The organism is Myxacorys sp. (assembly GCF_059501405.1).
This window is the reverse complement of sequence record NZ_JCACCM010000088.1, coordinates 1-13,714: the sequence shown is the minus strand read 5'-3', so window position 1 is coordinate 13,714 and position 13,714 is coordinate 1. Positions and strand designations below refer to the sequence as shown.

The window sequence follows — 13,714 nt, the reverse complement described above, 5'->3', positions numbered from 1 at the left end:
TAGGTGGGCATTAAGGTTCGGTCTGGAGAATGATGTCTTGCGATCGCCAAACCCGTAATCTGAAAGCTTCTCTTGAACTAATATCGAGATGGGCTTCTGTGTAGAGCTAGGCTTTGCGTTGAGCACATTTCAGTAGATGGTTCTAGAACGTGCTGCAATTTGTACGTTTACCTATTTAGTGACCTATTTGAATTGAGAGGTTTGTGATGGATATTTCCAAAATTAAAGAGAACCTTGCTGTTTATGCCGAAGGACGGGGAGGACTAGATGGCGCATCGGACGTACATATCGGTAATGTCGATGGGTTAGAAGGCGATCAGTACGTTAAATTTACAAAGCACAGTAAGCAGGGTGCTCCCCAAAGCGAACCTTCCTGGTTTCCCGTTTCTTGGATTCGGGCAGTGGATGAGAGCGCGGTTTTCCTCAACAAGAACATTGATGAAGTCACGTCAGAATTGATGGATCAATCTCCCGGCGCTTAAAGGTTTTGAGCATCGGTGTTGCGATGCTCTACTTTGCCAGCTTAATTATTAGATCACTAACCAATTGATTGCTGATCTGATTGCTAATTCACCCGTTCGATGATGGAGGTCAGGGTGCTGCGATCGCGATTCGCCACTAGTTCAGAGGGGGTTGCTTGAGCCGTTCCCCATTGTCCAACGAGCGATCGCAGCAGCGTTTCTTGTCCAGCGCGGAAGCCGTCTAGATTTGAGCCTCCGCCGTTCATCACCACAAACCAAACGACGCCTTTTTGACGGGTTGGAAACGCACCTGCTAAGGCGCTTACGGCGTCTAAACTGCCAGATTTTGTCACAGTTTGCGCGGGTAGGTTGCGCGTTTCAAGAATTCCGGTATCTTGTCCGACGACCGCAAAAATATCTGCGATCGTCATCTGTTTTGGCTCAAGATACCGCTCGATCGCGAGAAACATAGAGCAGACTGCACGAGGAGAAATTCGGTTTTCGACGGCTAAGCCTGAGCCGTTGACCAATGCAACTTCGGCTTGGGGAACACCAGCCGCTTGGGCAGCTTTATAGGACACAACTTTTGCGCCCCCGACCGAACTTGCAATGATCTCCGCCATTAAGTTATTGCTGTAGCGGTTCATTTTCTTGAGCAGTTCTGCAACTGGTAGGGACTGGTGCTTTAGCAGGGGCCTGAAGCTGTCTGGAGGAGTGGATGCCACCTGGACATTACCTGCGATCGCAACTGTAGGTTTCGCCGTTCCAGCAGGCAGGGTTTGATATTGCTCTGCGACTTCCCCTGACCACGTTCTAGAGTCTAAGCTTTGCTTCAGCAATGCCCCGGATTGAGCCGGATCGACCTCGAAGTTCATAAAGAAGCGACCGACGACGATTAGCTTGCCAGTAACTTGCTTGATCTGCATTTGGTTTAGAAGATTGCCAACTGCGATCGCTTCTTCCCATACGAAAAATGGGTCGTTATTACCAACGACAATGAGATCACCTTTGACAATGCCATTCTCAACGCTGCCGTTTGTGCCAATTAGCGTTTCAAACCGATGATCCACCCCAAAGGTTTGCAGTGCTGCGAGCGAGGTTGCGACTTTTGTGAGAGATGCGGCTGAGAGTGGAGTCGTACCTTGGTGATTCGCCAGTAAGGTGCTACCCGATTGCATCCAGACGCCCTGATCTTGTCCCGAATAGCCCTGCGCTGCTAACTTACTCAAGTATTGCTTGACGGTCTCCGAGGTTTGAGGATCGGGCGTGCCGATCGGGGCGGCAAGCGGGCTTTGTGGTACGGGAGGCAAGACAGTTTTATTAACGGCGCTCTCAGCAGGATTAACGGTTGCGGCGGTTGGGTTGCGATCGTTGGCGCAACCACTAGTAATAAGCAGAGAGCCAGCGAGAAGAATTTGGAAGATCCGGTTTTGATAGCGAAGCTCAAAGACGTTGGGCATAAGAAAAAGGGGGATAATTTCCTGGTTAGCCAGGATTTGCACAAAGCTTTCGGGGGTTGCGTAAGTCCTATCAGCAATACAGCTTAGCGTAAATACTCGCTTTCCTACTTTCCAAGCTTGTTGCCAATTTTAATCTGAGGGAATGGCTCTTAGATTGGCAGGTAAACGGTTCAGAAGCTCGCTATTTGGGTGGTAAATTTCTTTGGTTGAGTCCCCAATTGTCTAGATGTTGGGTCAAAGATTAGCTCCTTGTCCCGTGTTGGGGACATTCTAAAAAACAGATTTTCTTGATGTTTATAGTAATGTTCAGAGAATTATTCAATGTGTTGGTTGCGGCGTAGAGGATGGTATTACGAGTTGCTTGCGCCGACTTTTCTCTTACTCAAAATAGACTAACAGAGCGTTGGACTTTTCACGGTCTGTTTTGTTGTAGAAATTAAAACCTTTGCATGTCTTAGACAGTTTTTACTCATGTTGTCACGATCACATCCTCAAAGAGCTTGTAATGCCTCATGAGATTCTTCCTAACATTACTCGTGGAACGGTTCAATGCTTTGAAGCTTGGCGAATCAATTGCAAAGCTTTGGTACCAATCTAAAAGCTTTGACCTCAGATCCTCAAGTTCCAGGTTCTTTACTTGAAAGATGAGGCTCGGAACTCGATGTTCCAAGTCCAGAAGGTGGAACTTCAGGCTTTTTGCTCGGAACTCCAGGCTCGGAACCTGGTCTTCCAGGCTCAGAAGGCGGAACTTCAGGCTTTTTGCTCGGAACTCCAGGTTCAGAACCCGGTCTTTCGCCTTCGCAACCCGAAACTCCAGGCTTTTTACCTGAAAGGTGTCGAAAAAGGAGCCGTTCACCTCTTCCGCCCCTTCCTCATTGCAGATTAATTTGCAAAGGCTCTAGCTACAGGCTAATTGCGGGGGAGTTTTTTGAAACTGGAATCTCGCAAAGAGCGCGATCGCGTCGATTCTATCCCGCCCTGAAGAGAATTTGAGACAAATCCTCACTCCGTATCTAAAAAGCCCAATCTGTCATGGAAACTGAGGCAAAATCTTAACTCAAGCTCAGAGCCAAGCTTCTGTGCGGGTATTCTACAGAAAGCGTATTTTCTCCCAAGCATGGATTCTTCTCAGCCCCCGTTCGTCCAGCCGCAACCAGCATCAGAGATACAAGCTTCGATGAAATTGCTCCTTCAGCAGATTTGGGGCTACTCCGACTTCCGATTCCCGCAGGGCGAAATTATTCAAACGCTGTTAACTGGACAAGATGCCTTAATCATTCTGCCAACGGGGGGCGGTAAATCAATTTGCTTCCAACTTCCAGCACTAATGCAATCGGGACTCACTCTAATCGTCTCGCCCCTCGTTGCATTGATGGAAAATCAGGTTCAAGACCTGAAACGGCGACGCTTGCCCGCCGCACTTCTGCATAGCGAGATGCCAAACGCAGACCGCAAGAAAGTGCTATGGGCACTAGAAACACAGCAACTTCGCCTGCTGTATTTATCTCCTGAAACCTTGTTGAGCGCTTCTGTGTGGCAGCGGCTCTGTGCCCCTAACCTCAAAATCAACGGCTTAATGGTAGACGAGGCGCACTGCCTTGCTCAGTGGGGAGAAACCTTTCGCCCTGCCTACTACCGATTAGGAGCCGTTCGTCCTGCACTGTTGCAACACAAACCGCCCGGAACTCGCATCGCGATCGCAGCCTTTACCGCCACCGCCGATCCGATCACGCAACAAACCATTCAACGAGTCCTCCGCCTCGACGCCCCTAATCTGTTCCGCCTCAGTCCCTACCGCTCTAATCTATCGCTCAACGTCCAGTCAGTTTCAACCCCAAGAGGACGCCGCCAGCGCTTATTTCAGTTCATCCAGGCTCAAGGTCAGCAACCTGGATTAGTCTACGTTCGGACACGGAGCGACAGCGAAGCCCTAGCCGCTCAATTGCAGCAGCAAGGCTACCGGACGGCTGCCTACCATGCTGGACTTGGAGCGATTGGCTCTGCCAAGCTCCCTTGGATCGCTTCCTCCAAAACTTGCGCCTCTGGTGCGAATCGCCGCCAAATTGAACACGATTGGCTCAGTGGCAAATTGCAGTTTGTAGTGTGCACAAACGCTTTCGGAATGGGGATAGACAAGCCCGACTTGCGATGGATTGTGCATTATCACGCGCCGTTGCTGCTCAGCGAATATGTGCAGGAAATTGGACGGGCTGGACGAGATGGCAAACAGGCGATCGCGCTTACCCTAGCGAGCAATTGGCTTGATCCAGACGACAAAAAGCGTTGGGACTTCTTTCAGCGTCAAGCGCGATCGCAGATCCAATCGGCTCAACAACTGGCTCAAAAAATTCCAACTGAGGGATCAGTAGCAGATGTTTCCAAACAGTTTAAAGAGGGTGCCATCGCGCTGTCTCTGCTGCACAGTAGCGGCAACCTCACCTGGAGCGATCCCTTTCATTACAAAATCAATGTGACTCGAAATACGAAGAACAACGCAACCTTAAACTCTGCACAACCCATGCGAACCTATCTCACGACAAAAGGTTGCCGCTGGCAATTTCTGCTCTCTGCCTTTGGGTTTGAGGCAGAAGCCAAAGCGTTCCACTGCGGACAGTGTGATTCGTGTCAAAAGCGCTAGAACCGATTGAAATAGATATTGAGATGGAAAGATTAGGACTCAAGCAAGAGGTTATGATTGGCAACGCTCTGTTTTGAATCAAAGATTTCTTGAAGGCAAAGTCTTTTTAGGTTAATCAAAGACGCCAACCATACTTACAGCACGAGTTACAGCACGAAGCGTAATCATATCTATACGGTAAACCCAACATCGTTCAAATTTTCAGCTATCGGGAACCACAACAGCCCTGTTACGGTTTGCCTCAATGCCGCGAGCGCGCTCCCCCTATACAGTAGATACATACAGACAAGGCAGTTGATTCACACCACTGAGATGAACAACCTCCTGTCTTCTACCCTCTCTTTAAATGACTCTAAAAGGTGACTGTAATGATGACTCTCCGTTGGCAACCTTGGCAAGAAATGGAAGCTGCTCGGCGTCAATTTGACCGCATGTTTGAAGACCTAGTGCCGACTCGCGAAGCGCTGCTTAAGTCTGAGCATTGGTCTCCGGCAGTTGAACTCGCGAGTACAGACACTGAGTTCACTCTCCGCGCTCAACTTCCTGGAATCGATGCCAAAGATCTCGATGTCCAAGTCGGTCAGAAGGCAGTTTCCATCTCCGGTGAACACAAATTCGAGAAGACCGAAAATAACGGCTACTTCCGCTCGGAGTTCCGCTATGGTACTTTCCAGCGCGTGATTCCGCTTCCTGCTCCCGTACAGAACGAGCAGGTCAAAGCTGAGTTCAAAGATGGCATCTTGACTCTGACCCTGCCCCGGCTGCAAGCGGTCAAGCCCTCGGTTGTGAGAGTGAACTTGCTAGGCGATGTCGCTCCTGAAGCTATCGCTCCTGCTGAAACGGCTCAACCTGAAGCAATTAGCACAGAGCGCAATTCTGTAGAAACCGCAGACGTGACTACCGAAACGACAGGTGACGCTTGGCAGAGCTAAGCTTCCGAAGCGGGGTCGATTGGGCTGATAAGCTAGATAGAGAGGCTGTTTCAGCCCTTTCTTCCCCTTACGCCCCCCTCTCACCCCACCAAGATAGGTTCGGTAAATACCCCTTCATGGAAGTGCCGAACCTGAACAGTATATAAGGAGGGGGATTTGTGTTGCTTCAGGCAATTAGGTTTTACTCTTTCGCAAACCCGTTTGAGTCCGCGCCGCCCTCCTGCTTCTGGCACGACTCGCCAATCCCCAAAGTTAACTCGCTGATTTGATGGAGCCAAAGCACAGATATGGCAAAGGTTGTTGGAATTGATTTAGGTACGACAAACTCGTGTGTTGCAGTCATGGAGGGTGGCAAGCCCACTGTCATTGCTAACGCAGAAGGGTTCCGCACGACCCCCTCGGTTGTGGCATTTGCAAAAAACGGCGATCGCTTGGTCGGTCAAATTGCTAAGCGCCAAGCCGTGATGAACCCTGAAAACACGTTCTATTCGGTAAAACGCTTTATTGGTCGTCGATTTGATGAAGTGACGCATGAAGCCACCGAAGTTTCTTACAAAGTGATTAATGCAGGCGGTAACGTCAAGCTTGACTGTCCTGCGGCGGGTAAGCAGTTTGCTCCCGAAGAAATCTCCTCGCAAGTACTTCGCAAGCTGGTTGAAGATGCCAGCAAGTACTTGGGCGAAACCGTTACCCAAGCCGTGATTACGGTTCCGGCTTACTTCAACGACTCGCAGCGTCAAGCGACGAAAGACGCTGGAAAGATCGCGGGTGTTGAAGTCCTGCGGATTATCAACGAGCCGACGGCTGCATCGCTAGCCTACGGTCTCGACAAGAAGAGCAACGAAACGATCCTCGTCTTTGACTTGGGTGGTGGTACGTTTGACGTATCCATCCTCGAAGTGGGCGATGGTGTGTTTGAAGTGTTGGCGACCTCTGGTGACACTCACTTGGGTGGTGACGACTTCGACAAGAAGATCGTAGATTACCTAGCGGCTGAGTTTCAGAAGGCAGAAGGCATTGACTTGCGGAAAGACAAGCAAGCCCTACAGCGTCTAACTGAAGCCGCTGAGAAGGCAAAAATGGAGCTTTCCAGCGTCACTCAAGCTGAGATCAACTTGCCGTTTATCACCGCAACGCAAGACGGTCCGAAGCACCTCGACACAACGCTAACACGCGGCAAGTTTGAGGAGTTGTGTGCCGATCTCTTCGATCGCTGCCGCATTCCTGTTGAAGCCGCTCTCCGCGATTCTAAGCTCGACAAGAGCAAGATTGACGAAGTGGTTCTTGTTGGTGGTTCGACTCGGATGCCAGCAGTACAAGATGTTGTGAAGCGCGTCCTTGGCAAAGCTCCCAACCAGACTGTGAACCCAGATGAAGTCGTTGCTGTTGGTGCAGCAATCCAAGCGGGCGTCTTGGCTGGCGAAGTCAAAGACATTCTGTTGCTAGATGTGTCTCCGCTCTCTCTCGGTGTTGAAACTTTGGGCGGCGTGATGACCAAGATTATTCCTCGCAACACCACGATTCCGACCAAGAAATCTGAAGTGTTCTCGACAGCAGTAGATGGACAGAGCAACGTGGAAATTCACGTGCTGCAAGGTGAGCGCGAGATGTCGAACGACAACAAGAGCCTTGGAACCTTCCGTCTAGACGGCATTCCTCCGGCTCCACGTGGCGTTCCTCAGATTGAAGTGACTTTTGACATCGACGCAAACGGCATCTTGACCGTCTCGGCGAAGGATAAGGGCACTGGCAAAGAGCAGTCGATCAGCATTACGGGTGCTTCGACGCTACCCAAGGATGATGTTGAGCGGATGGTGCGCGATGCAGAACAAAACGCATCGACCGACAAAGAGCGGCGTGAGCGCATCGACCTCAAGAACCAGGCTGACTCGCTAGCCTACCAAGCTGAGAAGCAGATGAGTGAGCTTGGCGATAAGGTTCCGGCAGACGACAAGACCAAGGTGGATGGATTGGTGAAAGATCTGCGCGAAGCGATCGCATCAGAAGATTTCGATCGGATCAAGACGCTCACCACCGATTTGCAACAAGCCCTCTACGGCATCACGACCAATCTGTATCAGCAATCAAGCGGTGGTGACGCTGCTGGACCTGATGCAGGCGCGGCTCCTGATGGTGGCGCAGCTCCAAGTGGCGATGATGTGATTGACGCTGACTTCACCGAGTCGAAGTAGTGAGCAGCCAGTCGCTAGAGTTCTAGCGATTGAGTTCTAAATCTTAAAAAGCTGGTGATTTCTGAAAGGAAGTCGCCAGCTTTTTGTTTAGGTTGGTCATTTGTTATTGGTCATCTATGATGTCTACAGGCTTGTTGCCTCATTGACAGCGCAATTTCGCAGGAACCGATTAGGGTACGCCACGCAAAGTTCCTGCGATCGCTGAAAATAGACCTTTAAGCTGTCTGCATCCCATGATCTTCGACTCAAATCACTATTGGCTCCGTAATGCTCACGTTCCAGCGTCTCTGATTATGAGCGGCAATAAATGGACAAGCCGCAAAGCCGCGAATGATGGCTTGCTGTTGGTCGATTTAGAAATTGTAGACGGGGCGATTTCAACAATTTTGTCTGCCGGAACTTACGATACCTATACTCACCCCTCGTTAGATCTCAAAGGTCGGATGGTGTGGGCCTGTTTTGTGGATTTGCACACTCATTTAGACAAAGGACACAGTTGGACTCGAACGCCGAACCCAGATGGTACATTCGATAGCGCTTTGATCGCCGCAAAATCCGACGCTAAAAAGTGGACTGCTGAAGATGTGTATCGCCGTATGGAATTTGGATTGAAGTGTAGTTATGTACATGGCACAAAAGCGATTCGCACCCACATTGATTCGTTTGGTAAACAAGGCGAGATGAGTTTCAGCGTGTTTCGAGACTTGAGAGAGCAGTGGCGCGATCGCATGATTCTCCAAGCCGTTTCGCTCGTTCCGTTAGACTATTTTCTTGCACCTGAAGGTGAAGCATTAGCAGATTTAGTCGCTCAATCCAACGGCATCTTAGGCGGTGTTGTTTACATGAATCCTGACATTGACCAACAATTATATCGAGTGTTTGCATTAGCGAAAGAGCGCAAGCTTCATCTTGACTTTCACAGCGATGAAACAAATGATCCAAATTCAATGACGCTACGATACATTGCTCAAGCCGTTCTGCGTCATCAATATAAAAGTAAAGTCGTTTGCGGACATTGCTGTAGTCTATCGGTTCAAGAAAATACTGAAGCTAATAAGACAATTCAACTAGTTAGAAAAGCTGGAATTGGAGTGGTAAGTTTGCCAATGTGTAATCTATATCTGCAAGGACGGCTGCCAAAGCAAACTCCTCGTTGGCGAGGCGTGACTTTATTGCACGAACTTAAAGCGGCTAAAGTTCCCGTTGCGATCGCATCGGACAACTGCCGTGATCCATTTTTCGCATTTGGTGATCATGATGCGTTTGAAGTTTTTAACATGTCCGTTCGCATTGCTCAACTCGATCATCCCTATGGAGACTGGGTGAATGCCATTACGTCAACTCCAGCCGATCTGATGGGATTACCAGATGTGGGACGAATTGGAGTTGGCCTGCCTGCGGACTTGATTATATTCAAGGCGCGAAACTACAGTGAACTATTGTCGCGATCGCAGCACGATCGAATCGTTCTAAGAGATGGCAAGGCGATCGAAACCGCATTACCCGATTATGCTGAGTTAGATGATCTATTCGTGAAGTAGTTTTAGGAGTTGTTTGTCATGAATATAAATCTACAAACCAATCTGTACGAAACAGATTATTTGAAATGGATTGAAACAACAGCCAAAAACCTAAAAGATCGCGATTACACCAGTATCGATTGGGACAACCTGATTGAGGAAGTCGAAGATACGGGGCGTAGTGAGCGTCGAGGGTTTGAGAGCAATCTCACAATTCTCTTGATTCATTTATTAAAGTGGCACTACCAGTCCGAAAAAAGAAGTACCAGTTGGCAAAGCAGCATTGCCGAACATCGCAGACGAATCCGAAAAGTATTGAAGGACTCGCCCAGCTTACAGTCATTTTTAGAAGAGATCATTCCTGAGAGCTATACAGACGCGATCGAGCAAGCCGCAATCCAAACAAGTTTGTCACCTGAAACCTTTCCTTTGACTTGCCCTTACTCAACGATCGAAATCCTAGATTCAAGTTTTCTGCCCGAATAATCCTATAGTTTAGATTATAGAAAGGCTTCGCCAGCATCATGACTTCAGCCACCCATCTAGACGCACTTCTGAGCGACCTCAACGGACTCGACCTCATCACTGAACCAAGCCAAGTCGCCAAGCTATCGCAGGACTACTATCACTTCAGCCCAGTCCTAACGCCACAACTGAAAGACAAAGTGGGCGATGTTGTAATTCGTCCAGCGAACGAAGCGGAAGTGCTCCGTGTGGCTCAGGCTTGTGTGAAATACAAGATTCCGCTGACCGTGCGAGGCGCAGGAACCGGAAACTACGGGCAGTGCATTCCGCTCGAAGGGGGCGTCATTTTAGATATGACCCGAATGGCCGCCGTGAAGTGGATGAAACCGGGTCTAGCGTGTGTGGAACCCGGAGCAAAGTTAGCCGCGATCGACAAACAGACGCGAGAAATCGGCTGGGAAATTCGTATGGCTCCCTCGACGTATCGAACCGCTACGATTGGGGGATTTATCGGCGGTGGCAGTGGCGGAATTGGCTCAGTGATGTACGGACAACTGCGCGATCGCGGCAATTTTTTAGCAGTTCGAGTCGTCACGATGGAAGATCAGCCGCGTGTGATTGAACTGCGCGGCGATGACGTTTACAAAGTGGCGCACGCCTATGGCACAAATGGCATTATTACCGAATTAGAAATTCCCTTAGCCCCCGCATATCCTTGGACAGAAATCATTGCGACCTTTCCTGATTTCATGAGCGCTGCACGATTTGGTCAAGCGCTAAGTGATGCTGATGGAATGCTCAAAAAATTGGTCTGTATTTGCCCTGATCCAATTCCAAACTATTTTGCGGCGCTAAAGAGCTATATTCCGACAGGAACCCATTGCGCTTTATTGATGGTTTCCGAAACATGTTTAGAGCCATTGAATGAATATGTGAAAGACTTTAATGGCACGATTACCTATCAAAAGAGTGCTCAAGATGCGAGTCGAGGAGTAATGCTTGCAGAATATTCTTGGAATCATACGACGCTTCATGCTCGCAGCGTTGATCCAACGATTACTTACTTGCAGACTTTGTTTCCAAACGATAAGAACCTAGAACTAATTGAGCACATGTATCATCATTTTGGAAATGAAATTATGATGCATTTAGAGTTTTTGCGCTATGGCGGAACTGCCCGTCCTGCATCGCTTCAGTTAGTTCGCTATTCTACAGAAGAACGCCTAAATGAGATTATCAAATATCACGAATCTAAAGGGGCTTATATCTTTAATCCGCACACCTATCTGATTGAAGATGGCGGTATGAAAACAGTAGATATGGCTCAACTTCAATTCAAACAGAAAGTTGACCCTTACGGATTGTTGAATCCGGGTAAAATGCGGGCTTGGCTAGAGAAGAACGAGAAGTAGAAAATGCTGTACAGATTGAAGCCGAGCAGAGCTAATCGAGGGCAAAGTCATGAGCTAACTCAGATCACTAAAATCTGAATCAATGTAAGAATTCGATGAAGCTATACTGCTGCTACATCAAAACTTTGTACTCATCAGAATCTTGTACTGAAGATGACACTACGGTTAATGGGCTAAAAAAATATTTGCAGATGTATTTTAGACTCACTCCACGGCTAAACTCCAGGTCTAATGCTTGGCTTGCCACAGTTTGTTAGGCGATCACTTCTACAAAAATAGACACTCATTATTAAGATTCTAAAAACGCTACCATTCTAAAAACACAGGAAATTTCAGAATCTGAGGCGTTTTAGCCTGTATTTTCGTCCTAAATCACAAACATGAATTGTGTAGAAAATTCACGTAAGAAAAACAATTAGTGTCAAACGGTATAAAACACGTTACATTGCCTGAGGTAATCTAAGTTCGTTGAAGTAAACAGCTTAGATTTAGATAAGGAAGGAATTTCTGAATCATTCGGATTAGGGGTGTAAGCCTCTGAATGAGCTAGTTGAGAAGTTGATGTCGTTAGGAGTGAAGTCTCAGCATGTTTGACTGTATCGTTGTCGGAGCCGGGCCCGCCGGAGGAACTGCTGCTTACCACCTCGCTAAGCGGGGACGCTCAGTGTTAGTCCTAGAAAAGGATGCTCTTCCCCGATATAAAGCATGTAGTGGTGGAGTGTCCCCTGCGATCGCGCAATGGTTTGATTGCGATTTCAGTCCTGTGATCTCTCGCAAAGTCAACACAATTCGCTACACCTGGAAACTGGGCGATCCGGTTAATGCAACGCTCAACACACCAGAGCCAATGTGGATGGTGCGACGTGATGAATTTGATCACTTCTTGATCAAACAAGCTCAGCAACTTGGTGCAGAACTGCGCGACAATACTGCCGTTACAGGCATCGAGTTTAAGGGCGACCATTGGCAAGTCAACACCACTGAAGGAACCTTAGAAGCCCGCTACCTGATTGCAGCGGATGGGGCGAAAGGTCCGATGGCAAAGTGGCTGGGCTTTAAGGAGCGCAAAACCCGTATGGGGGCCGTGATGGAAGTGCCTAATGCAGATAGCGGCGCAGCGCAGTTTGATTTTGGTATGGTCAAAAATGGCTTTGTCTGGAGTCTTCCCAAAGCGGATGGCTTCTCCGCAGGAACAGCAACATTTCGTGGCGGAGATGGCGTAGATCTCAAGGCCGCCCTGCTTGACTATGCCGCAGAAGCCAGAATCAACACGGCGGGCGCTCAAATTTATCAGCATCCGATCGCGTTTTGGGATGGTGATGAAACACTGCACACCCGGAATGCGCTATTGGCTGGAGAGAGTGCTGCGATCGTAGACCCAATGACGGCTGAAGGGATTCGCCCATCGATGTTTACTGGCATGAAGGCAGCCGAAGCCATCGATCAAGCATTGGCTGGCAATGCGAACGCGCTGGCCACCTACACCACCACGATTCAGCAGGAATGGGGGAGTGATATGGCGTGGGCGCAGCGCTTAGCAGGCGTGTTCTACCGTGTACCGGGAATTGGTTATAAAGTGGGCGTGAAGCGTCCGACTGCAACCGATCGATTGGGCAAAATTATGTGCGGTGAGTTGCGCTATGCAGATGTCGCCACTCGTGCGCTGAAGCGGTTAAGCGGCGGATTAATTCCTGGAATGGGATAGATGAGTGGTGCGCCTAGCGCCAAAGGCGCAAGCTCCGAAGGACATAGTGCTAATCGCACCTCGTAGGAACTGCGGAGGCGGGGTCTTCTCGCTTCCGCAACGCTAAAAAAACTACTGTGAAGCGCAAGTGAGCGCTTGAGTATTTCTCAAGTAACCTAGAGAGGCTGTACTGCGACCCTCATTGCAGTACACAAACACAATGCCATTTGGTACGATTTCAAGCTTGTAAGACTTGGAAGTTCCTGATTGAGTTTCAAAAAACTGCTGAAGATAGTTCAACAAGCGAAACTTCTATTGGGGAAGGCAGATGAACCGCTAGATTAATTCTGCCGCAGTTGTTTGAACAAGCGCTGGGCAGAGCGATTGGTTGCCTTGGGTCGCGTCAAAATCCCTTGAGAGGGGCTGAACAACAGTGCCAATAGAAACAACAGACAAACGACCAGAACGATCGCCGCTCCAGAGGGTATATTCCAGTAGTAGCTAACGTACAAACCGCTGATGCTAGCAAGCACACTGAGAGCCGCGCCCAAAAGCATCATGCGGTACAGCTCTTTGACCAATAAATAGGCAGTGATGGCAGGCCCAATCAGCAGCGCCACAACCAGCACCACACCAACAGCTTGCATACTGGCAAGGATGGCTAAGGTGATTGCTGCATTTAACCCTACTTGAATCCAGGTGATGGGCAATCCCATTGCTTGAGCAGCTAAGGGATCAAAGGTGTAGAACAAGAGTTCACGATAAAAGACAAACACGACAAACAACACCACGATCGCGATCGCTAGTGTTCGAATCACATCAGCACCTGTAACCGATAAGATATCGCCAAACAAAAAGCTGTGCAGATCCAGCTTGCTTTTAAGAATCGTGATTAAGTTCAGGGGGTGACAGTGAGCTTGGAAATCATAGCAGATGCCGGATAGCAGCCA

The 13,714-nt window shown here is 48.9% G+C and carries 11 protein-coding genes; 8 read left to right on the top strand and 3 right to left on the bottom strand.

Annotation, left to right across the window (positions count from 1 at the left end):
- The first annotated feature begins 206 nt into the window (after positions 1 to 206).
- The gene (locus AC5I6P_RS10410; protein WP_495693684.1) at positions 207 to 482 is read left to right on the top strand and encodes a DUF2171 domain-containing protein; all 276 of its coding nucleotides are present in this window, start codon (positions 207 to 209) and stop codon (positions 480 to 482) included.
- Positions 483 to 565: 83 nt separating this feature from the next.
- Here AC5I6P_RS10410 and AC5I6P_RS10405 read toward each other — a convergent pair whose 3' ends face one another.
- Entirely contained in the window at positions 566 to 1,921 is a 1,356-nt protein-coding gene (locus AC5I6P_RS10405) for a D-alanyl-D-alanine carboxypeptidase (RefSeq protein ID WP_495693683.1), read from the bottom strand.
- A gap of 469 nt (positions 1,922 to 2,390) precedes the next feature.
- The gene (locus tag AC5I6P_RS10400; RefSeq protein ID WP_495693682.1) at positions 2,391 to 2,777 is read right to left on the bottom strand and encodes a hypothetical protein; all 387 of its coding nucleotides are present in this window, start codon (positions 2,775 to 2,777) and stop codon (positions 2,391 to 2,393) included.
- Positions 2,778 to 3,098: 321 nt separating this feature from the next.
- On the opposite strand from AC5I6P_RS10400, the gene AC5I6P_RS10395 reads away from it, so the two are divergent.
- From AC5I6P_RS10395 to AC5I6P_RS10365, 7 genes are all read left to right on the top strand, one after another.
- Positions 3,099 to 4,559, top strand: a complete 1,461-nt coding sequence (locus AC5I6P_RS10395; protein ID WP_495693681.1) for a RecQ family ATP-dependent DNA helicase — start codon at positions 3,099 to 3,101, stop codon at positions 4,557 to 4,559.
- A 368-nt stretch (positions 4,560 to 4,927) separates the two neighbouring features.
- Complete coding sequence (locus AC5I6P_RS10390) at positions 4,928 to 5,491, top strand: Hsp20/alpha crystallin family protein (RefSeq protein ID WP_495693680.1); 564 nt, start codon at positions 4,928 to 4,930, stop codon at positions 5,489 to 5,491.
- A 287-nt stretch (positions 5,492 to 5,778) separates the two neighbouring features.
- Positions 5,779 to 7,683 carry a molecular chaperone DnaK gene (gene dnaK / locus AC5I6P_RS10385; protein WP_495693679.1) on the top strand — a complete coding sequence of 635 codons (1,905 nt, stop codon included), beginning with the start codon at positions 5,779 to 5,781 and terminating at the stop codon, positions 7,681 to 7,683.
- Between the two features lie 233 nt (positions 7,684 to 7,916).
- Complete coding sequence (locus AC5I6P_RS10380) at positions 7,917 to 9,224, top strand: cytosine deaminase (protein ID WP_495693678.1); 1,308 nt, start codon at positions 7,917 to 7,919, stop codon at positions 9,222 to 9,224.
- An 18-nt stretch (positions 9,225 to 9,242) separates the two neighbouring features.
- Positions 9,243 to 9,689: a DUF29 domain-containing protein gene (locus tag AC5I6P_RS10375; RefSeq protein WP_495693677.1), complete on the top strand. Its 447-nt coding sequence runs from the start codon at positions 9,243 to 9,245 to the stop codon at positions 9,687 to 9,689.
- Between the two features lie 38 nt (positions 9,690 to 9,727).
- Positions 9,728 to 11,080, top strand: a complete 1,353-nt coding sequence (locus tag AC5I6P_RS10370; protein ID WP_495693676.1) for an FAD-binding oxidoreductase — start codon at positions 9,728 to 9,730, stop codon at positions 11,078 to 11,080.
- Between the two features lie 586 nt (positions 11,081 to 11,666).
- Positions 11,667 to 12,785 (top strand): geranylgeranyl reductase family protein, encoded by a 1,119-nt coding sequence (locus tag AC5I6P_RS10365; protein WP_495693675.1) that lies wholly within the window; start codon positions 11,667 to 11,669, stop codon positions 12,783 to 12,785.
- Between the two features lie 320 nt (positions 12,786 to 13,105).
- On the opposite strand, the gene AC5I6P_RS10360 is transcribed toward AC5I6P_RS10365, so the two are convergent.
- The coding region (locus tag AC5I6P_RS10360) for a metal ABC transporter permease (protein WP_495693674.1) at positions 13,106 to 13,714 on the bottom strand (609 nt) is incomplete at its 5' end.